Origin of the sequence: Olivibacter sp. SDN3, assembly GCF_014334135.1 — a bacterium.
Classification (GTDB): Bacteria; Bacteroidota; Bacteroidia; order Sphingobacteriales; family Sphingobacteriaceae; genus Olivibacter.
The window spans coordinates 800,129-821,114 of sequence record NZ_CP060497.1; the positions used below are offsets into that span (position 1 = coordinate 800,129).

Sequence of the window (20,986 nt, forward strand, 5' to 3'; positions counted from 1 at the left end):
ACAAACCGAAACAATTCAGTGCAAATTATTTACACTCATTTACACGAATACGGCATGTAAAAAATTTATTTAAAATTGTTATAAACTAATCAAGTGCTGCGGCGACGAAATTCCCAAAGTAAACCATTGCGTCCGACTTATAACTGAAGGGGGCGCTGATATAGAAATATTTTACCGCATCTTTTTTAAACATACGGGTGTCCAAGAGTTTAGCCTTATTCACATAGAGACGCATATGCTCTCCTTCCACCATTATAGCTACATGCAGGGTGCCATTAGAAAAATTATTTAAGGGGAAGTCAACAGGGTTATAAATCTTGGTATCGCTGCTGGAGTTGGTGACCTCTTTATTATGAAAATGCAAAGAGCTGTGCGTGATCGCATTATCGTTATGAGCGTCCATTATATATGAACGATTAGAATTGTCACGGGCAAAACCAAACCCCATTCCCCCTATATCCCGCGCCTCTTCACTTCGGGTGATTAGATCAAATTCAATAGTAAAGTTCTCCGGAAGATGGACTAAACTATCTATTCTGTAAGTCGTACGAGGTGCCAATGCCAGCCATTGCCCTGAAACATCCGGCAGCTGAACAACACTTCCTCCCCCGCTTGATTTCCAGTACTTAGCCATACGCCCGTTGAGATCACCCGAAAAATTATCCTCAAAAATCACCTGGCTCCCGGGCGCAAAAGAATAATTTTCTTCCGAATGAGGTAATATGTCTGCATTTCCGGTCTGGTCAGTCCCGTTAACCTCAGGGCTATCGTTTCTATTGATCACCTGATCCACCTTCTTTTCTACTTTATCCTCGAGTTTCTTCTGAACTTTTTTCCAGATCTGCGCTTCGCTTCGCTGCTCTTGAAGGAAAAAAGAAAACACAATGCCTATTATAATCTTTCCTTTCATCTGTTGATTTTTTATTCTTAATTGTCAAATGGAGCCTTGATTAAACCCAGAATCCTTTAATAAATCGATAAATGTTTATCAAATTTAAATAGGGTAAGGCAATGGAAAGGTGTATTGTATTAACTATTTAGTATTCACCCGATTCTTTTTTGAATTCGTCGCATTTTCGCTACAAATTAGTTAAGTAATCCATAACGAACGACCGCTTATTTAGCGATACCGGCACAAGCAATCCACCCTCAAGCAATAACAGGTTGTTCTTTTTCTTGAAACTTTTAATATAACATGCCTGCACTAAATACGATTGATGAATACGCATAAAACCCGAAGCACTGAGCTGCTGATCATAGGTTTTCAGTGACTGGGAAACTAAGATACTTTTCCCGCCCTGTAAATGAAATTTTGAATAACTATTATCTGCCTCCACAGCTAGAATATCCTGTATACTTACAACGCTAATTTCCTCCACTGTTTTCAGCACTATTTTTTTATCGATGGTATTGTGCACCTGAAAATTATGAAAAAAAGTTTCCAACTGTATCTTGTAGTTCTGGTCTTTTATAATCTTCATAGCTTTACTCACGGCATTAATGAGGTCATTCGGCATAATAGGCTTCAAGAGAAAATCCAAAGCACTGAATTTGAAAGCTTCAACCGCATAAGTAGCGTAAGCAGTGGTAAAAATAACACTGAATTTTTGTTGCTCTTGTATATATAATTCCCGTAACCAGTCAAATGAAGTCCCATCGGGAAGATTGATGTCTAAAACCAATAACGTCGGGAGATGAGTTTTATATATTCTTCTGGCTTCATCAATGTTCGTGCATACAAAAAGTGTCATATTCGGAAAAAATTCTGTTAATATGCTTTTCACCATTGCACCGGAGGCATAGTCATCTTCCAGTAATAAGCAAGAAATTGACGGTAAGGAGGTCATACTGTTTGTTCTTTAAGCGCTAATAAAAAAATGCACACAGGTGCCCGTAAAATTATCATTTTCAAGATCGGAAAACACTTTTAACTCGATTTTCCATTTACCTATTTTGTTTAACTCGGCTATCCGCTTATTTAATATTTCCATGCTCATTGATTTATGGAGGTTTTTTTGTTTTTCCTGCTCAGCGGGGAATCCCTTACCATTATCCTTTATCAGGATTTCCAGCGTTTCATTGCTACGTTCAAATATAAGCTCAATAAGCCCATTTGGATGCCCTTTTACGCCATGTTCTACAGCATTCTCTACAAATGGCTGTAAAAGCATAGTGGGTACCAGCATATCTTCGCTTTCTATGCGTTCATCCACTTTTATGGTGTATGAAAAAGCAGGTGTACAATTCAGCTGCTGCAAGCGTAAGTAGTTATCTAAAATTTCAATCTCTTCATCAAGCGGTATCATCTCGGTCTCCGAATTTTCCAATACCAGACGAATTAAGCGGCTAAAATTATTCAGGTACTCCATCGATTGCTGCTGATCATTCTTATAAATAAAATGCTGTACACTTTGAAGAGCATTAAAAATAAAGTGTGGATTCAGTTGCAACAAAAGGAAGCGATGTTTCATTTGTGATTTCTCCAACGCTTCCTTTACTTTAAAGTGTTTCCAGCTAAAAAACAGTAAAGCCATTATCAATAGCAGGATTACGCCTATCGCCAGGATAAGGTACGCTTGCTGCCTCAGCTGTTTTTTCTGCGAGGTATTCTCCGCAGCTAACGTTTCAATTTGACGTTGTCTTTCGCTTGATTCATGTATCGTATTTAACTCGGCCACCTTCTCCTCAAAGTTCAAAACCGACAGCGAGTCTTTCACCCGATCATAAGCTTCTATATATTCCCAGGTCCTTTGGTAGTTTCCCAATCGTTTATGCGCCTGATACAAATTAAAGAGCAACTGCTGTTCCTCCCTGAGATCGGCGTCTTCCAGCGCTTGTTCATAATGTTTAATTCCTTGCTTAACCTCACCTATTTGCACCTGCGCATAACCTAAGTTATTCCAGGTAATAACCGATATTGGTTGATTTAGAAATTCTCTCAGACGTATACTATTCTGGGCCGCATCAATCGCCGATCTCCATTTCTTTTCCTCAATGAAGTAGTTGCTTAGATTCGTATAGAGCACCGCTTCAACCTGGCGGTTTTTAAGCGATTGAGCAAGCTCTATAGCTTCGTTAAATACTTTTAGTGCAGCTTCCCTTTTCCCTCTTTCTAGGTAAACACCCCCTAAATTAGCTAAGGATTTAAGTTTATCATCGTTTTCATCCGGATTATGCCGAAGCGCCTTCAACAGGTACTCTTCGGCCAGAGCAAATTGTTTTAACGTGGAATACAGCGTTCCCATATTCGCATAGACTTTTACAACGTCTTGGGGGTATTCGCTTAGATTTAAATACTTCAGACTTAAGAGATAATGCCGAAGTGCTTGGTCAAATTCTCTTTTAACCAATAAAACGTTTCCTATGCCTGCATAAGCCCGGCCCATAAGCCATTGGTTTGCATGCTTTTTTCCTTCATCCAATAAAGAATCTAAAAGTGTGAAGGCCTCATCCAGTTGCTGCCTACGAATGAGTTCTTCAACCGTGGCAAATTGGTCTTGTTGCGACAACTTAGGTAGCATCGTATTCTCCTTGGCAAAGCAGAAATGAAACAGGCACAATAGCGCACAAGCAGAAATGATTAGTTTTTGTTTGCTACCCAATAAGCGATTAACCGATATAAACATATTTGGATAAAGGACATGTTACCTCTTCCCAAACCTACTATATTTTCAGCTAGAATCAAAAGTAATCAACATGGTATCAATAGAAAAGACCTTCCCGGCATAAGCGACTGAGAAGGTCTTTTCTATAAATTAATAATGTCGCAGTTCTCCTCCCTTATTACTTATACACTTCCAACTCCGCAACATTGATGATTCCTTTAGCTCCTGCCGACTGAATAGCCTGTACAGCTTCGAGCTTGATGTATCTCGCTTCTATCGTTTTATCCAGGGAGGTATATTGCAAAACTGGGTTCGCCTTTATATTTGAGAATTCTCCGGATGCAATTTTTCTCCAATCCTTACCATTGTCACTACTATAATATATATATTTCTCAATAGTTCCATCTGTTTTACCATCCTGCCTAGGTAGGTAACCCAAGCCATTAAAAGCCTCGACTTTTCCTAAATCCAGCGTCAAAGCATCAGCTTCTGCTAACCAGAAGGTCCCCTGATCAGCATCGAAAGCATGTCTTGTATCCCCCTTTTCGCTGGCCACCCAGTGTTCTTGTGCAATACTTTCCTTTTGTGCCAAACCTCCAGTATCCACGTCTTCAGGTGTCGCATAAATTCCCAGATCACTCAATGTGATACTTACTGGTGCATAAACCTGAAAACGCAGTTTTTCCGTTGTCACAGCATTGTCCAGGCGAATGATTCTGTTTGCGCCGATACTTGTGGCTTTGTCCAGTCTCACCCATTGCTCCCCTTCCCATTGGTCTATCACCACACTATCGATCCTTTGCCCTAATTTAATGTTCTCGCGCAACTGGATGATATCAAATGACTGTGCGCCTTGCAGATCAACGATGAGTTCAGCCGTTGTTACATCGTCATCCGTTGCCCAGTAACTATAGCGATCGTGGTCTACCAGATGTTCTGTTCCATATTTTTTATTATCGTCGTGGCGGGTATTTGACACGGTAAAAGACGCGTCCTGTGCCAGATTCACCGAAAACACCTGCTTCAACAAAACACCGAAATCTTTCAACACCTGCACGTCGCGCTCATGTAACAATCCATCGGTATTTGGAGAGAGTCCAAGATCAAATGCCCCTCCTCTTCCCACGCTCTTGCAATAAAGGTCAAACAACATCGCCGGTGTCTTCACCTGCTCGTCTTGCGATTCGTGATAAAACCAACCCGGTCTCAAGGGTACATCACATTCTATAGGTATCCAATGTTTTCCATCGCGGGTACCGCTGCCCAAATTACTATCGTCTAAGAATCCGGGCATGGGTGTTTTGCCGTCTTTACCTATCAGATCGATAGTAGACCAGCTCGTTTCCGGCGCTCCCCCCTTTTCATTGCCCACCCAACGTACATCCCAACCTATATCACTAAAAATACTTGCATTGGGTTGCAGATCCCGCGTAATCGCCCACGTATTTTCCCAATCATAATAAGTAGATTGGTCGACTTTCCTTTGTTCCTTTTTCCCTCCGTAATAACCATCACCTCCATTGGCACCGTCGTGCCAACTCATAAAAAGCTCGCCATAATTACTGTAAAGCTCTTTTAATTGATTACGATAGATTTCGACATATTCGGGTGTACCGTATGCCGGATTATTTCGATCCCAAGGAGAGCAATACACCCCAAATTTTAGGTCGAACTTTTCCGCGGCCTGCTGAAATTCTTTCACCATATCTCCTTTCCCATCACGCCATGGACTTTCGCTGATGTTGTATGCAGCGGTTTCTGTAGGCCATAACGCAAAGCCATCATGATGTTTAGCAACAGAGATAATCCCCCTAAAACCACCAGCTTTGGCGGCAGACACTATTTGCTCTGCGTCAAATTTATTTGGGTTAAAAATAGCAGGGTCAGCATCGCCATAGCCCCATTCTTTATCCTGAAAGGTTGTCGGGGTAAAATGGATCAGGCAGTACATTTCAGTCTCATGCCATAACAGCTGTCGTTCGCTAGGCAATGCCCCATAGGGCTCTGGGGCATCATCCACGTCCTGCGTTCCCGAACAGGCAACAAACAAGGCCGCAGCAAGCATCGTAAGAAGGTTCTTTTTTGTATCCATAGCCTACAAACTTAAACTTAACCCAAAGTTAATCATTCAGGAGAATTAGCCTAGTGTTAAGCTAAATTGGCACGGAGCTTCTTTTCTTTTTTCCTTGACGAAAAAAGAAACAAAAACCGAAGAGCTCATGAACACCTCCAAAAAAATACACAAGTGAATAACATCAAGGCGACGAATGCTACGTCACAGCTGTTTGCAAAGTATTCATAGCGCGTATTGTGGCCGCTCCGCTTCGCCAATCCGCTTGGTATAAGCAAAAATTTATTCAATCCATCACATAAACCATCAAGCTACGGGGGCCGTGTGCTCCGAGTACTAACGATTGCTCGATATCGGCGGTTTTTGAAGGTCCGGCAATAAATACGCCAAAATTTTGATCGCCATTGCCCATAAGGGCATAAGCTTCGTGCATATTATGTAGAATATCTCTAGCCTCCACTAGGAGAATAAGGTGTTGACAAATAAAAGGCAATACCCTAACCTGTGTTTCGGGCACCCATAAGGCACTATTTTCTGCGACTCCTAAATCCGCCTTCATAATAGCTATATCTACATCTTGCAAGGTATGCGGGTCAAAGTCTCCGGAAAGAAGCAATTCTGCGTGAGCTTCCATTTCTTGCAGGGTAGAAACCACCCGTAGTGGATGAGTAATGTGCCACTTGTTTCTTAACGATAAGATATAATGCTCTTCAATATGCTCCTTTACTCCCTCCAGACCGTTTACCCGTATAACACCTCCTCCAACCGCAATAGCCATTTCGGTAAACTTAGCTATGGGGTCCTCGTAAGTAACCACCTGCGTCGGTAAGTGGGGCATGGGATGGTTACCCGGCTGAGCGGATGCAACGGCCCGAAGTATTTGATCTCTACTGCTCATCTACAGATTGATTTATTTAATTTACCATTAGCTAAGCTCACCCCTCTCCTTCTTTCTTCCTAGATGCATACCACTCGCCGAAGGACTGTTTCGGAGGAGAAGGCATCTCGCGCCCTTTGTACCATGGATTCAGTCCGTTATTAACAGCGAAGGGTATGTACCGCAATGTCAACCGACCCAGCTTACCCGCTAACTTAAACTTCGCAGGCGACGACAATGTAGCCGCCATTAGTTTCATGGCCGCCGTTTTCTTTTTATCGGTATAGCCCGCTTTCACCAATTCCTGTCGCCATTTATATAATTGATTATGAATATCTATCTTTACCGGACATACATTACTGCAAGAGCCACATAAGGTAGAAGCGAAGGGTAGATCTGCAAAATCTTTCATATCCAGATTGGGTGCTAAAATAGACCCTATCGGACCACTGATGGCATAATGATAACTATGCCCGCCACTTCTACGATAAACCGGGCAAGTATTCATGCAGGCTCCGCAACGAATGCACTTCAGCGAGTTTCGAAAATCTTCCCTTGCCAGTTGCCTGCTTCTCCCATTATCCACCAATACGATGTGCATCTCCTGACCTTCTCTCGGACGTTTAAAGTGACTGGAATAAGTGGTAATCGGCTGTCCTGTGGCGCTTCGGGTTAGCAACCTCAGGAACACGCCTAAATGGGCCCGCTTAGGAATAAGTTTTTCTATCCCCATACTGGCAATATGAATAGACGACAGGTGTGCGCCCATATCTGCATTTCCTTCATTGGTACATACGACCATCTCGCCCGTTTCCGCTACAGCGAAATTTACGCCCGTTAGCGCAGCCCTGCGTGTAAGAAAAGTATCTCTTAAATGCTGCCGAGCGGTTTCCGTAAGGATCTGTGGATCTGACTCTCCTGCTTCGGTACCTAAATGCTCATGAAATAAATCGCCTATTTCTTCCTTCTTTTTATGAATACAGGGCAGCACGATATGGCTAGGCATCTCTTTAGCCAGCTGTACAATACGTTCGCCCAGATCGGAATCGATAACTTCTATGCCGCGGTCTGCCAGGTAATCATTCAAATGACATTCTTCTGTAAGCATCGACTTGCTCTTTACCATCCGATCTATACCATGCTTCTGCAGCAGATGGCACACAATCTCGTTATGTTCAGCTGCATCGGTGGCCCAATGTACCTGTACGCCATTTGCGATTGCCTGTTGCTCAAACTCTTCCAAATAGGTTGATAAGTTGGCCAGTGTATGGTGCTTCACTTCCGAGGCTACTTCACGGAGGCTCTCCCATTCTTCCAGGCCATGCGTAGCACGATCCCGCTTCGTTCTAACGAACCAAAGCGTCTCGTCGTGCCAGTCTACGCGCGCTTCATCGGCATTAAATACATCGGCTAAGTCTGCATGTCTCTTTGATGTTCCTCGCATATTATTCTTAGCTATTCGCTTTAACCTTTAGATCATTTAACATTATATGCTGCTATTTAATATCTCCGCGATATGGATCACTTTTGTCTTACTTTTAGCTCGCTTTAATACACCTTCCATATGCATGAGGCACGACATATCCGCTCCAGTAATGTATTCGGCATCGTGCCTAAGATGATCTGCTACACGATCTTTGCCCATCTTCACCGAAACAGCCTCCTCCGCAACGCAGAAAGTACCTCCAAAACCGCAGCATTCGTCCCCCCTGTCTAAGGTAACCAGTTCAATGTCTTTAACCATATGGAGCAACTTACCCGGCTTAGAAAACATCGGTGCCGTCAGCTCACTCATCTGTGATAATTTAAGTCCGCGTTGACCATGGCAGCTTTGGTGCATCCCCACCTTATATGGGAAGCGTGCCTCCAGCTCCTCCACTTGCAATACATCTGTCAGAAACTCCGTAAGCTCATAAATGCGTGGGCGGATAGCTACTGCCTGTTGCTTGTTTTTATCAGAGCTCAGGTGCTCTTTCAAATGCAATACACAACTACCCGAGGGTGATACAATATATTCGTAACCATCAAAATGCCTGATAAAATTCTCGTTGCAGCCTCCTGTCAAATGTTCATAGCCTGAATTGGCCATTGGTTGCCCGCAACAGGTTTGCCCTTCCGGATAAACTACCCGAACACCCAGCCTTTCCAACAATTCCAAGCTTGCTTGAGCAACCTGCGGATAAAATTGGTCAACATAGCACGGCACAAATAAAGCAACCTCCATGTGATATTGTTTATGTTTAGTTTACATTTAGGAACAGCACCTACAAAGTAAGCAAATTCGAAGCCATGATCATTTTACTATCTTACCCTTTTATTAAGTTATCTTTACCCACCAGATGGCTAGTTTTCCTTTACAAAATTACACGCAAAGTAATCCATTTTAATCAAATAACCATCCTGTGCAGTCCGCTTTTAAATTACGCGTCCCATAAATGGATCACTTTTACTATGTTTACCGGTTTCCACCCTTCCCGCGTAACGTCTTTCGAAAGTATCTATCCCATCAATGGTGACAGAAAAGTCGTACCATTGAAAGCTTTTTTCTGTATTAACAGGCAGTGTTAGTTCACCCAAGGCCCCCACTTCTTTCGTAACCACACCATTTCCATAAGCGTGGTCCTTCACCCTTACACGTATCATCTGCGGTTGTTTATTCTTAATCCTCAGATCGATATTACCAGACAACTGACTTTTCATCGAATTTTTCGTTCTTTGATAGACTGCACTGGTTTCTATTAGCGAATCTTCAGTATTTCCTCTTAGTTCCCGAAAAAAGCCGTTAGGCCCGTAAACCCTTAGGTGATAGAGACGATGCTCAAAACACTCCAAGGGCCAAGCATAAGTTAATTCGTCTCCAGCAGAAACAGCGAAAGACCATACGCTTACGGCATCAAAGGACATCGCTCCCCCACTTCCTTTCTGCAAATACTTCCCGGGGGCATACACATTAAACGCTGAGCCGAGAGCCTGTTCTCCGAAAGCCCCTTTCTTTGCAGAAAACCGAAGTTCCAGACGGTCATTTGTAGCAGATAACATTCCTTCAACGGCTAGCTCATAAGCCAAAGCACACGAGTTTCTTATCCCTACTTCCTGTTGAGGTAAAACAGCGGCGTGTATGGGGTCATTATTGGCGATACCAATTTCCTCGACGGTCAACGCTTTATAGGTAGGTAAGCTTTTAAATTGTGCATTGTAAATACCTTGTACAAATTGATTTCGATCTAAGGCTTCGGGAAAAATCATTTTCTCTCCCTTATATGGCCTAAAGGCTGAAGTTAAATCACCGGAAACTGTCCGTCGCCAGCTACTGATATTATTTTCTTTTACCTTTTTACCTTTCCGCTGCAGGAAGCTTTCCATGAATCGGATGGTAGAAGTGACGTCACAAACCTCCGAATTCACCCATCCGCCTCTCGTCCAGGGAGAAGCAATGATTAACGGCACTCGATACCCCAAACCGACAGGACCTTCACGCGTATCACTTTCTTTTCTTTCTCGCCTTTGCTCTTCTTCCATGGTTACATATTCATCGGAAGTATCCAGGCCATCAGACACCGCTCCGGCATTAGGGTCGTTAGGCTTGGGTGCCACAAATGGCGGTATATGATCAAAACAACCATCATTTTCATCGTAATTGAGTATAAAGATCGTTTTCTTCCATACTTCCGGGTTCTTGGTCAAAATATCCAGTACTTCCGACACATACCAGGCTCCGTACCAGGGTGCACTGGGATGATCAGAAAAATTCTGAGGAGCTACCAGCCAACTCACGGTAGGTAATTCACCTTCGTTCACATCCTTTCTAAACTGGTATAATACATCGCCTTTAGGCACCCGCATCTGCCGTTCCACGCCTTCCTCGTCCCGATAGCTAAGCTCTTCGGTCTCATGGTAATGAGGGTCGGCAATATTTGTAGTAAAAGCCCTACGGTGTAGGTTTTGTTCGAAGGTGCTTAACTTTTCAAAATTATCGGGATTATACTTTGCTAGTTCGGCTTTAAATTTCGCCAACTGCGCTATCTTCTGCTCCAGCCTACCTTTATGTTTCTGCGTTTGACTTGGTTTCAGGCTGGAAATAGTCTTCTTCAATGCGGCAATCTCTTGCGGTAACTCTTCAAGGCGTTTCACCAGAAACCGGTGATGTCCTTTACTGAAACGTACATGGTACTGGCTGAACCATTCCAAGTTATTATCGGTGAAATTTCCGAGCCACGATTCATCCTCTCCCGTTAAAACTGTTTGGACACTTAATTCATTTTGATAGACCCTCCAGCTAATCCCCTGCTCTTCCAATCGCTCAGGGAAGGTCTTCCAATTCACTTCACGATTAAAATACACATCCGAATTACGGACATTGGCAATATCCCCCGATCTAGCTTTCAATGTTCCGCTCCAAAAGAACAGTCTATTCGTTGTTGTACCGGTTAACGATGAGCAGAAATGCTGATCACAGATCGTAAAGGCATCAGCCAAGGCATAATAAAACGGAATATCTTCTCTATTGTAATATCCCAAAGTAAGCGGCATCTCTTGATAAGCTTTAATACCCGAACGTTTGGCTTCCAACCAGCCATCGTATTTGCCATTGTTACGGGCGTCTACCTGGTTCCCCCATGAATGAGGTAAAGATTCCATCCAGGTAATCTTACTATTTTTGATATCCATACGAAAAGGGGCATATGTATGCCCCTGGCGGTCGGATTGTAACCAAACTGAATTTTTATTGGGTAGCGTTATTGCTCTGGGGTCATTGAAGCCTCTAACGCCTTGCAGCGTTCCGAAACAGTGATCGAAAGAACGGTTTTCCTGCATCAGCAATACAATATGTTCTGCGTCATAAAATGTACTGCCAGGCGCTGGATTAATCGCTATAGCCTGTTGTATCGATTCCGGCAAGGTTCCCCACAAACCCGCCCCCCCGGCAAGCATGGCAGCTTTCTTTATAAATTCTCTTCTGTTGTCCATTTTTTATTCGTTAAGCCGTTGAAACGTTCAGCTGTTTCACTGTCCTATCAAATGCCAGGCTTTAGGTTTCGTAAACGCTCGTATTCCTTGATGAGACAAGGTAACACCTAGTCCAGAATGCTGGCGACCGCTCCATGGCAAAGCTGCACTTACTCGATCACAGCAGTTCCAATAAGCTGTGCCAATATTGATTTTCGTTAAAATGGAAACTGCCCTCATCTGTTGGTCGGCGTATACACTTGCTGTTAATCCATAGTCCGTATCCTGCATCAATGCGACGGCTTCCTCATCGTTTCTCACCTTCATAATACCTATGATCGGGCCGAAGCTCTCTTCACGCATAAGCGCCATATCGTGGTTCACGTTCACCAGCACTGTTGGTTCAAAATAGTAACCCCGTCTGTCCGCCCGTCTCCCGCCAAGTAGTAATGTGGCCCCCTTAGCCAAAGCGTCTGCCACTTGATCTTCCAGCAAGAGAAGTTGCGCACTACGTGTTAACGGTCCGAAATACACATCTTCCATTATCGGGTCTCCCAGCTTCCAACGTTTAACCTGCGCCACGAAAGCCTCCACATAGGCATCGTATACCGCTTCGTGCACATAGATCCGTTCGACCGCACAGCAACTCTGTCCATTATTATAAAAAGCGCCATCGGCGGTAGCTTCGGCTACCGCTTTCACATCGGCTAGATCATCGGTAATATACAGCGGATCCTTACCTCCCATCTCTAGCTGGCAAGGAACCATTTTACTTGCTACTTGTTTATAAATAGCTTTACCCGTCTTATACGATCCGGTGAAGTAGTATCCATCAAAGTCGAGATCCAACAACGCTTTTCCTACATCGGCACCACCAATGGCCACCTGCAAGACATTATCAGGTAATCCTGCCCTTTTTAATAATCGATCAATCTGTAAACCAGTATTAGTAGCAAATTCAGAAGGTTTATACAATACCGTATTCCCAGCCAGCAATGCCGGAATAAAAACGTTTACACCCACCAAATAAGGGTAATTCCACGCCGAGATATTGCAGATGGTTCCCAATGGTTCGTAAGTGATCGTTTCTTCCAAATGGGGTCTAGATCGCATCTGTTCGGGCGAGAGGTATTTTTGCACATTTTCCATCATCCAGGAAATACGGGAAATGGCTCCGTTAATCTCGTTTCGTGCCTGTTGAATAGGTTTGCCCGTTTCGGCCGTTAATATGCCAGCCAGCGATTCAATTTCTTCTTTTAGCCCCTCCACGAACTTTGCTATAACTATCATCCGCTCAGCCAGTAGTTTTTGGCTCCAATCAGCCCGGGCGGCCTGCAAGGTATTGTACTTCTCCAACAAGCGCTCAGGATGATCATCCACTAACTCGATGATAGTTTCTGTTGATGTAGGATTAATGATCTTCATATCTATAATTTTATTCTGTAAAGCTATGTGCTGATTTTAACTCATGCTGTTCACATCAATCGCACTGCACCGATAAAGGCTTCTCCAATATTTTTAACAAACACACTTTCCATATCTTCCATCCTTTCGGGATGCCATTGCACTAAACACAGAAAAGGACCGTTAGTGGGATCCACGCGTTCAATTGCTTCCACCACCCCATCTGCCGACAGCGCAGACACCAGCAAGCCCCTTCCTATACGATTGGCACTCTGATGATGTAAACTGTTCACCATACCACTCTTGGCACCTGTTATTTCATATAACAAGGAGTTCTCATTTATTTGTATCTCATGGTAAGGAAGCTTGCCATTAGGTAATCTGGAGTGGTTAAATTTACCCCAGACAGGCAGGTCTGGTATTAACGTTCCCCCATAAAAAATGTTAATTAACTGTAGTCCGCGACAGACACCTAATATAGGCAACTGTTTCTCATGGGCCTGCGTTAAAAGCTTCAGTTCAAAATCATCTCGTTGTTCATCAAAATCACATGCCTCACAATAGCTCAGGTACCCCTCTTTCCCGTAGTGTTTCGGGTATACATCTTCTCCTCCCGTAAACACCAAACCTCGGCATTTAGCCACTTCATGTAAATTATCTAAAGCATATCCCAAACGTACAATCTCTACCGATAGATCTAAACCTTTTATCCATTGCGCGTACAGCTCATACATTCTGCCGTCAGTCATCCCTATAATTAATTTCTCTTGCATCGCTTCGCTATTCGTTGCCGGTTGTTCGTTCTCAGTTTTTACGCTATTTCCATACTCAACAAACATTATTATCCCATTGTCTACTTATAGAGCTTTCTCATATAATTCCCTAAAATCTTCCCTACTTACCGGTTTGGGGTTATTGGGGTGAGCAAAATCAGCTATTGCCATATCGGCCAGGGTTTCTATATGCGTCTCATTCACTCCTATGTCCCGTAGGTGATGTGGAATACCAATGCGGTTGTTCAAATCTAATAGATAAGCGACTACTGCTTCCCCGGTTTCTGCACGTAATTCCAATGCCTGTGCAATATACCTGAATTTACTTTCGTTTCCTGCAATATTATAGGCCATACCGTAAGGAATATTCACAGCATTTGCTAAACCATGATGTGTATCTAGGAGTGACGACAGCGGATGCGCCAATGAATGAACCACTCCCAACCCTTTCTGAAAGGCAATAGCTCCCATCATAGAAGCCAGCAACATCTTACTGCGCGACTCCTCGTCTGGATTTAGCACCGCTCTTGCGAGCGACTCACTGATCAAACGAATTCCTTCCAGAGCAATTCCGTCACAAATCGGGTTGTAGTTCTTGGCTAGATAGGCTTCCATGTTATGTGTTAACGCATCCATTCCCGTAGCTGCGGTAATCGCGGGGGGAAGTTCCATCGTCAACAGCGGATCAGCGAAAACCACTTTTGCCATTAACTTCGGCGAGAAAAGAATGCGTTTCTGGTGTGTTTCATCATCCGCAATAATAGCGCTTCGCCCCACCTCACTTCCTGTCCCCGCAGTGGTAGGGATCGCAATAAAATGAGGCACTTCATTCGTCACATAGACCTCACCACCTATCAGATCATCGTATTTGAACAGGTCTTCTCTATGGTTAATGCGCAGCGTAATTGCTCGTGCGATATCGAGCGCTGCACCTCCGCCAATGCCCACAACACAATCACGATCGGTGTCATCCCATACCGTTGTCCCACTATATACATCCGATTTAACTGGGTTTTTATGAATGTCAGCAAAAACAACTATACTGATCCCTTTCGCTTCCAAACGACTGCATATCCCTTTAAAAAAAGGCAATTGAGCAATCACCGGATCTGTTACCACCAGGGGGCGTGCCAACGCATGCCCCACAAGGTAATCTGCCAGTTCGTTAACCGCCCCACAACCAAATCGTATCGTAGTGGGAATATTGAATTGATGAATCATGTTTTCTTATTTTACAGGTTGCACTACCGTTATTAAGGGTCTTTTGCCTGCCTTTTACCTCGAAAATCATTTCTTGCTTCTGTTCAGCTTCTTTAATTTCCTTACAGCCTGTTTAAAATTTATCTAATAAATCTTTTATGACTCTTTTTGGCTACGACTTTGTTAAATTTCTCGCAATAGGCCACCAGCTATTGCTGCAAAACCGAACGAAGTGAGTTCATGAACACCCATGGAAGCAAACATGGTGTGAATAATTTGCCTTGTCTCGCTCAAAAATAACCTATAAAATTTTTTATAATACAAATTTAAACAGGCTCTTAAATAATTTCAAAATACCTTTTCAGTTCCCAATCGGTTACTGCCTTAGCAAACTGTTGCCATTCCCACTCACGGGTTCGGCAAAAGTGATCGACAAAAGTTTCTCCAAAAAGCTCCTTCGCAACGGTCGACTGCCGCATCTGTGCGGTAGCTTCCAACAAGTTTCCAGGCATGATACCGTTACTATAATCGGTATAACCATTCCCAAGAGTAGCGGGCTGTTCCAAATGCAGGCCCTTTTTTATTCCATATAGGCCGGCGGCAAGACAGGCGGCTATGGCCAAGTACGGGTTGGTATCAGAGCCAACAACCCTGGTTTCCAATCGCGAAGACTTTTCACTACCCACCAGCACCCGAAGCGCCACCGTTCGGTTATCCATCCCCCAGGTCAAGGTGGTAGGTGCCCACGCACCTTCTACCAAACGCTTATAACTGTTAATGGTAGGGGCTAACATGGGCAATATGTATGGTAAGCAATAAAGCTGACCGGCGATATACTGCTTCATCAGCGCACTCATTTTTTGCTTTTCGTCTCTATCATAAAACACGTTTTTCCGGGTCTCCATATTCCACAGACTTTGATGCACATGTCCGCTGCAGCCTGGCAGCTGCTCATTCCACTTAGCCATGAAAGAAGCCATCAATCCATGTTTATATGCAATCTCTTTCACTGCAGTTTTGAACAATGTAGCCCTATCCGCGGCTTCCAGTGCATCACTATAAACGATGGCTGCTTCATATACACCAGGACCTGTTTCCGTATGTAGCCCTTCCAGCGGCACATTAAACCGTCCCAACAGATCAAATAAATCACTTATAAAATCGTTTTTCAACGTACTTCTTAAAATAGAATAACCGAACATGCCGGGTGTCATAGGCTGGGGAGCCTGGTATTTCTTTTGCTGCAAACTGTCGGGTGTTTCGGCAAAATTAAACCATTCAAATTCCTGCGAAAAGAAGGGTTCGAAACCAAGCTGTCGGCTTTCATGAATTACTTTCTTTAACAGTTGACGCGGGCAAACCGGCGATGGCGTTCCATCTGCAGCTGAAAATTCGCCTAAAAAGAACGGTACATCCTGTTCCCATGGTATTTTTCTAAACGTATTCAGGTCTAGCTTGAGCGGCATATCAGGATATCCGGTATGCCAGCCGGTAAATGGAGTATTTTCATAAGCCAGATCATTACTGTCCCAACCAAAAACCACGTCACAGAAGCCCAAGTTGTCTTTTAGGCTAGCATTAAACTTCTCTACTGACAGGTATTTTCCTCGTAAAATGCCATCGATATCCGCTGCCGCAAGCTTTACTTTTCCTGAGGGATGCTGCTTGATATAGGTTTCTATTTCTTGTATGGTCATCTCTTAAATACTTTAAATAAACAATAGGATAAAAAAAGAATCAGCAGGTAAATTAAACCAACGCCCCAATTATAAACAAACATGGCTACCAGCGATAGGATACCGATGACCAAAACCGTAATTGGAAACAGCGGAAAAAAAGGCACACGAAAGGGTCGGTCCAGGCCTGGCTCTACTTTCCGTAACCGGATAAGCGCCACCATTGCTATCACATAGAGCGTGAGCGCACCGAAGACAGAAAGTGTGATAATTTCGCCCGTTCTACCTGAAAAAAGCGCGAGGAGCCCGACCAACATATTACCCAACAGGGCGTATGCCGGTGTACGGAATTTTGAGGAGATTTTCCCAAACATACCTGGAAAATTATGCGCCTTTCCCATTTCATAGGTAGAGCGCCCTGCGGCCAATATCAAGCCATGAAACGAGGCTACCAAACCAAACAAGCCAACAGTAATCAATAAGTGATACATCAGGTGATTATCGCCCGTTACGATGGATAACGCAAGCGGTAACGGAGAGTCTGAAGTCTCTCCTCCTATACCATCTCGATAAACAACGGCTTCCCACCCTGCCACGCCTATAGAAGAGGTAAACACCAATATACAAAGCATTGCCAGCGTGAATATAGCCCAACCAAAACCTTTTTGAATATCGCGTTGCGGGTTTTTGGTTTCTTCTGCCACATTGGCTATACCTTCTATGCCCAAAAAGAACCAGATCGCAAAAGGGATAGCCGCAAATGCCCCTCCCCATCCATTGGGAAACGCGTTGTGAACAAGGTTGCTTGCTTCAAAATGAGGAACGGTAATTCCTACAAACAGCAATAGTTCTCCCACCGCTAACACCGTAATCACCATTTCAAATATTGCTGCGGCCTTTACGCCGATGATATTCAAACCTGTAAATAAGAGATAAGCTATAACTGCACTGGTAATGATGGGTACATCAGGGAAAAAAGCATTAAAATAAGCGCCGATTGCAAAAGCTATAGCCGGTGGCGCAAAAACGAATTCAACCGTTTGGGCAATTCCCGAGATGAAGGCTATGTCTTTACCCAATACACGACCTGCATAATCGAATACGCCGCCGGCTTTCGGTATGGCACAGGCCAGCTCCGTATAGCTGAAGGTAAAGGTCACGTACATGATCATGACAACCACCGTTGCCATTCCCATACCGAGGGTACCTCCTTTTTCCAGTCCGAGGTTCCAACCAAAATACATACCGGAGATCACATACCCCACCCCAAGTGCCCACAAAGCAAAGGGGGTGAGTGTTTTTTTTAATTTAACAGCACTCATTCATTTGTTGGTTTTAATTTACAATAATCCTATTCCCCAACAGTGTAATTATTATAAATCCGGCTAGTCATTTTTTGATCAGTTAAATATAACAGAAAAACCCTTTAGTTGGATTTTTTCTGACAATGAATAGCGCTCCATAACACTATTTCAGCAACCACACTTCCTGATTTACATTATCGTTTCCTCCAAACTGCCGTTGCAGGGCCTCATTCAGATTCTCCATGTTATAGTTTAATTCATTGCTGGGGTAAAGCCAGCGCTTCGGAAACTGCGTAGTGGGCGTATTTAAATTAGTATTTGCGTTTAATAGGAATTGAGGGTAACCGGTACGCCTGTTTTCAAACCAAGATTAGTTCATAAGGTTCAAAAGAAGTTATTTCTTTAGAGACTACACGATATTTATAAGTTGTAGCTGCCTTAAGATTTTTAAGACGTATGCGATTAATTCTCAGATAAGCCTCCACCATACCATCCTGTTCCTCCTGTGCTTTCTCGCTAAGCTCTCCTTCCCCATATTCCACCCAGCTATAAGCGTCCTTTGCCGTAATAAACACCACGTCAACGCTATTAGGGCCCAGTGCCTGCAAATAAGGAGGCGTGAGTAAACGATGTTCTTCCCTTTTTGTTACGGCAGCGGTATTCGCTTCCAATGGTGTAACGTGTAAAGCTGTTAAAGCCGATACCGCAGTTAACTGACCTAAAAATTTTCTACGCTGATTGGTTTTTTCCATGATCCGATTATTTGATTAGTAGCTAAGAGGAGTTCAATATTAACTTTATTAAGTGTCAATTGCAATGTTGGAAACAACGCAATCGGTTGTTTAAATTGTTTATAGTGAAATAAAGTCATTAATTTTACAGGATGCGAGCATTAATTATTGTGGATGTACAGAACGATTTTTTACCCGGCGGCTCATTGGCGGTACCAAATGGAAATGAAGTGATCGACGTGATCAATGAACTACAAGCGCAGTACAGCTTGGTTGTAGCCACCCAAGATTGGCATCCCAGGCGTCATCAGAGTTTTGCTTCTGCTCATCCCCGAAAAAAACCGTTCGAACAGATTACCTTACATGGGCTCAAGCAAGTACTATGGCCAGATCATTGTGTACAAGAAAGCCATGGAGCAGCTTTCACGGCAGAACTAAAAATGGCTGCTGTAGAAGCCATTTTTAGAAAAGGAATGGACGTAACGATTGACAGTTATAGTGGCTTTTTCGATAACGGAAGAAAGAAAGCAACCGGAATGGTTGATTTTTTAAAAGGACGAGGCGTTACCGAAGTAGATGTATGTGGTTTAGCTGCCGATTACTGCGTATATTTCACGGCCAATGACGCCCTCGATCTGGGATTTAAAGCACGCATGCTCGACTTCGCTACCCGCCCTATTGATCTAGCTAATTACGAAGCTATTAAAATTGCATTTGCAGCTAAAGGAGGAGAGGTACTTACTGATTGAGTGAACAAAACATACTACCGCTCCAACATCTTAATTTCAAATAGCTTGTCCCAATTCTTTCCGGTCACATAAAGATGTTTGCCCTGATGATCGTAAGCGATACCGTTGAGAACATTGGTATCTGTTGTTACATCTTTTTGGGGCAATAAACCAATCAGGTTTAGTTCTGCCTCCACTTGGCCGGTTTCCGGATCAATTACTACGATAACATCAGAATAGTATATGTTTGCATAAACTTTCCCATCAATATACTCCAATTCATTAAGGTTATCTACAGGCCCTTTATGATTGTACACTTCTACGTAGCCCTCTTCCCGGTAATTTTCCTTATTTAAAAAGTATAGCCGGTTGCTGCCATCGGATTTAATCAGGCGCTTACCGTCATAACAGATGCCCCAACCTTCTTTGCTGGATTGATAGGGAAACTCACTTTCTTTATCAAAAGTATTTTTGTTGTAGACAAAACCTACGCCTTCTTGCCAGGTCAGCTGTACAATTTTATCGTCTACGATGGTCATTCCCTCACCAAAATACTTATTAGGCAGGTCATATTGCTGCACCACTTTCCCTGTTTTCAGCTCTACCTTTCGGAGGGTAGATTGTCCACGTTGCCCGGTACTTTCATAAAGGTAGCCATCGTGGAATTCCAGCCCCTGTGTATAGGCATGGGCGTCATGCGGGTAAGTATTGACTACACTAAAGCTATACTGTTCTGGCACTGCCGAAGCAACAACAACAATATTTGTATTTATCCGCTCTGATTCACCCTCTTTGTAAACATTGGCCGTAATAAGCTTACTTCCCATCGTTAACTCAGCTGTTTGCAGCCAAACGGCAGCACTGTCATGCACCGTTTTATAATGTTTGTCATTCAACTCATAGACAATAGAATCAATGTCAATTTCTTCTGGTATATTGATGGCTAATGACACACTGTCGCCCCTATTTATCAGCGTCCCAGACTCGATAGATCGAAAATGAACGGATCTAGATTTTTTCCCTCCCCCGTTGTTACAGGCTGCTACACTGCTTAGGGCCGCTAAACAAAACAGCAAAAATTTATTCATGCACAAATATATTATATGTAAGACATTTGACATAATTTAATAGGTATTAGGTGTTACGTATTATCTAAGCATACCTTAGCCAAAACATATCTTTTTTATAAAACAAAGATAAACACAAAATTATTATGCCTTGCAAGCTATCTGAAATCGACCGGAACCGATGTTAAAAATAAACAGCCATTGATTTGAATTTAGGTCAACAACATTGAAAACTAAGAATACCTCGGCCAGAAGGCGTCTTTTATGTGCCTGATATTATATTGATCACTTGGATTAGCGAAAATAGAGACGACATCAAACCTAATTTCGCCTTCGTAATGATGTTGTTTAATATAGATGGTGGCGGCCTGAGAAAGTTTACGCTGTTTCTGCCAATTTACCGATTCATAGGGTAAGCCGAAACGCCCATCGGTGCGTGTTTTAACTTCAACAAAAACCAATGTATCCTGATCTCGCATAACGATATCCACCTCTAGGTGTTTATATCGCCAGTTTTTGTGGAGCAACAGGTATCCGCATTCAAGTAAGTAATTTTGGGCAGCCGTTTCTCCCGATATACCTGTTAATAGATGTTTAGCCATA

General features: G+C 43.3%; 17 protein-coding genes and 1 pseudogene. 1 reads left to right on the forward strand and 17 read right to left on the reverse strand.

Features of this window, described 5'->3' with window-relative positions; genetic code table 11:
• Positions 1-85: 85 nt before the first annotated feature.
• The 15 genes and pseudogenes from H8S90_RS03220 to H8S90_RS03290 form a co-directional block, all read right to left on the reverse strand.
• The gene (locus H8S90_RS03220) at positions 86-910 is read right to left on the reverse strand and encodes a hypothetical protein (protein ID WP_187341164.1); all 825 of its coding nucleotides are present in this window, start codon (positions 908-910) and stop codon (positions 86-88) included.
• Between the two features lie 169 nt (positions 911-1,079).
• Positions 1,080-1,847: a LytTR family DNA-binding domain-containing protein gene (locus tag H8S90_RS03225; RefSeq protein WP_187341165.1), complete on the reverse strand. Its 768-nt coding sequence runs from the start codon at positions 1,845-1,847 to the stop codon at positions 1,080-1,082.
• Positions 1,848-1,859: 12 nt separating this feature from the next.
• The gene (locus H8S90_RS03230; protein WP_187341166.1) at positions 1,860-3,521 is read right to left on the reverse strand and encodes a histidine kinase; all 1,662 of its coding nucleotides are present in this window, start codon (positions 3,519-3,521) and stop codon (positions 1,860-1,862) included.
• A 262-nt stretch (positions 3,522-3,783) separates the two neighbouring features.
• On the reverse strand, positions 3,784-5,697 hold the full coding sequence (locus H8S90_RS03235) for an alpha-L-fucosidase (protein ID WP_255501786.1): 1,914 nt from the start codon (positions 5,695-5,697) through the stop codon (positions 3,784-3,786).
• A 265-nt stretch (positions 5,698-5,962) separates the two neighbouring features.
• On the reverse strand, positions 5,963-6,574 hold the full coding sequence (locus tag H8S90_RS03240; protein WP_187341167.1) for an LUD domain-containing protein: 612 nt from the start codon (positions 6,572-6,574) through the stop codon (positions 5,963-5,965).
• Between the two features lie 37 nt (positions 6,575-6,611).
• Positions 6,612-7,997 carry a lactate utilization protein B gene (locus H8S90_RS03245; protein WP_187341168.1) on the reverse strand — a complete coding sequence of 462 codons (1,386 nt, stop codon included), beginning with the start codon at positions 7,995-7,997 and terminating at the stop codon, positions 6,612-6,614.
• A gap of 42 nt (positions 7,998-8,039) precedes the next feature.
• Complete coding sequence (locus H8S90_RS03250; RefSeq protein ID WP_187341169.1) at positions 8,040-8,777, reverse strand: (Fe-S)-binding protein; 738 nt, start codon at positions 8,775-8,777, stop codon at positions 8,040-8,042.
• A gap of 191 nt (positions 8,778-8,968) precedes the next feature.
• Entirely contained in the window at positions 8,969-11,521 is a 2,553-nt protein-coding gene (locus H8S90_RS03255) for a phosphocholine-specific phospholipase C (protein WP_187341170.1), read from the reverse strand.
• 36 nt (positions 11,522-11,557) lie between these two features.
• On the reverse strand, positions 11,558-12,925 hold the full coding sequence (locus tag H8S90_RS03260) for an aldehyde dehydrogenase family protein (protein ID WP_187341171.1): 1,368 nt from the start codon (positions 12,923-12,925) through the stop codon (positions 11,558-11,560).
• Positions 12,926-12,975: 50 nt separating this feature from the next.
• The gene (locus tag H8S90_RS03265) at positions 12,976-13,743 is read right to left on the reverse strand and encodes a gamma-glutamyl-gamma-aminobutyrate hydrolase family protein (RefSeq protein WP_255501787.1); all 768 of its coding nucleotides are present in this window, start codon (positions 13,741-13,743) and stop codon (positions 12,976-12,978) included.
• Between the two features lie 18 nt (positions 13,744-13,761).
• Positions 13,762-14,898, reverse strand: coding sequence for an iron-containing alcohol dehydrogenase (locus H8S90_RS03270; RefSeq protein WP_187341172.1), 1,137 nt, complete (start codon positions 14,896-14,898; stop codon positions 13,762-13,764).
• Positions 14,899-15,215: 317 nt separating this feature from the next.
• Positions 15,216-16,574 (reverse strand): glutamine synthetase family protein, encoded by a 1,359-nt coding sequence (locus tag H8S90_RS03275; protein WP_187341173.1) that lies wholly within the window; start codon positions 16,572-16,574, stop codon positions 15,216-15,218.
• A complete protein-coding gene (gene eat / locus H8S90_RS03280; RefSeq protein ID WP_187341174.1) occupies positions 16,571-17,875 on the reverse strand; it encodes an ethanolamine permease in 1,305 nt (434 codons plus the stop codon). The genes H8S90_RS03275 and eat overlap by 4 nt, the downstream gene beginning before the upstream one ends.
• A 145-nt stretch (positions 17,876-18,020) precedes the next feature.
• Positions 18,021-18,167: pseudogene (locus H8S90_RS26390) on the reverse strand (hypothetical protein); the annotation flags it as partial.
• 49 nt (positions 18,168-18,216) lie between these two features.
• Positions 18,217-18,609 (reverse strand): fibronectin type III domain-containing protein, encoded by a 393-nt coding sequence (locus H8S90_RS03290; protein ID WP_187341175.1) that lies wholly within the window; start codon positions 18,607-18,609, stop codon positions 18,217-18,219.
• Between the two features lie 131 nt (positions 18,610-18,740).
• On the opposite strand from H8S90_RS03290, the gene pncA reads away from it, so the two are divergent.
• Complete coding sequence (pncA, locus tag H8S90_RS03295) at positions 18,741-19,337, forward strand: bifunctional nicotinamidase/pyrazinamidase (RefSeq protein ID WP_187341176.1); 597 nt, start codon at positions 18,741-18,743, stop codon at positions 19,335-19,337.
• A gap of 14 nt (positions 19,338-19,351) precedes the next feature.
• Here the strand turns inward: pncA and H8S90_RS03300 are convergent, their stop codons facing one another.
• Entirely contained in the window at positions 19,352-20,404 is a 1,053-nt protein-coding gene (locus tag H8S90_RS03300) for a glutaminyl-peptide cyclotransferase (protein WP_255501789.1), read from the reverse strand.
• 212 nt (positions 20,405-20,616) lie between these two features.
• On the reverse strand, positions 20,617-20,985 hold the full coding sequence (locus H8S90_RS03305; RefSeq protein WP_187341178.1) for a YraN family protein: 369 nt from the start codon (positions 20,983-20,985) through the stop codon (positions 20,617-20,619).
• Position 20,986 lies beyond the last annotated feature (1 nt).

Coding starts and splice junctions, on each gene's coding strand:
- H8S90_RS03220 (WP_187341164.1), bottom strand. CDS start 910: ATGAAAGGAAAGATTATAATAGGCATTGTGTTTTCTTTTTTCCTTCAA.
- H8S90_RS03225 (WP_187341165.1), bottom strand. CDS start 1,847: ATGACCTCCTTACCGTCAATTTCTTGCTTATTACTGGAAGATGACTAT.
- H8S90_RS03230 (WP_187341166.1), bottom strand. CDS start 3,521: ATGCTACCTAAGTTGTCGCAACAAGACCAATTTGCCACGGTTGAAGAA.
- H8S90_RS03235 (WP_255501786.1), bottom strand. CDS start 5,697: ATGGATACAAAAAAGAACCTTCTTACGATGCTTGCTGCGGCCTTGTTT.
- H8S90_RS03240 (WP_187341167.1), bottom strand. CDS start 6,574: ATGAGCAGTAGAGATCAAATACTTCGGGCCGTTGCATCCGCTCAGCCG.
- H8S90_RS03245 (WP_187341168.1), bottom strand. CDS start 7,997: ATGCGAGGAACATCAAAGAGACATGCAGACTTAGCCGATGTATTTAAT.
- H8S90_RS03250 (WP_187341169.1), bottom strand. CDS start 8,777: ATGGAGGTTGCTTTATTTGTGCCGTGCTATGTTGACCAATTTTATCCG.
- H8S90_RS03255 (WP_187341170.1), bottom strand. CDS start 11,521: ATGGACAACAGAAGAGAATTTATAAAGAAAGCTGCCATGCTTGCCGGG.
- H8S90_RS03260 (WP_187341171.1), bottom strand. CDS start 12,925: ATGAAGATCATTAATCCTACATCAACAGAAACTATCATCGAGTTAGTG.
- H8S90_RS03265 (WP_255501787.1), bottom strand. CDS start 13,743: ATGTTTGTTGAGTATGGAAATAGCGTAAAAACTGAGAACGAACAACCG.
- H8S90_RS03270 (WP_187341172.1), bottom strand. CDS start 14,898: ATGATTCATCAATTCAATATTCCCACTACGATACGATTTGGTTGTGGG.
- H8S90_RS03275 (WP_187341173.1), bottom strand. CDS start 16,574: ATGACCATACAAGAAATAGAAACCTATATCAAGCAGCATCCCTCAGGA.
- eat (WP_187341174.1), bottom strand. CDS start 17,875: ATGAGTGCTGTTAAATTAAAAAAAACACTCACCCCCTTTGCTTTGTGG.
- H8S90_RS03290 (WP_187341175.1), bottom strand. CDS start 18,609: ATGGAAAAAACCAATCAGCGTAGAAAATTTTTAGGTCAGTTAACTGCG.
- pncA (WP_187341176.1), top strand. CDS start 18,741: ATGCGAGCATTAATTATTGTGGATGTACAGAACGATTTTTTACCCGGC.
- H8S90_RS03300 (WP_255501789.1), bottom strand. CDS start 20,404: ATGAATAAATTTTTGCTGTTTTGTTTAGCGGCCCTAAGCAGTGTAGCA.
- H8S90_RS03305 (WP_187341178.1), bottom strand. CDS start 20,985: ATGGCTAAACATCTATTAACAGGTATATCGGGAGAAACGGCTGCCCAA.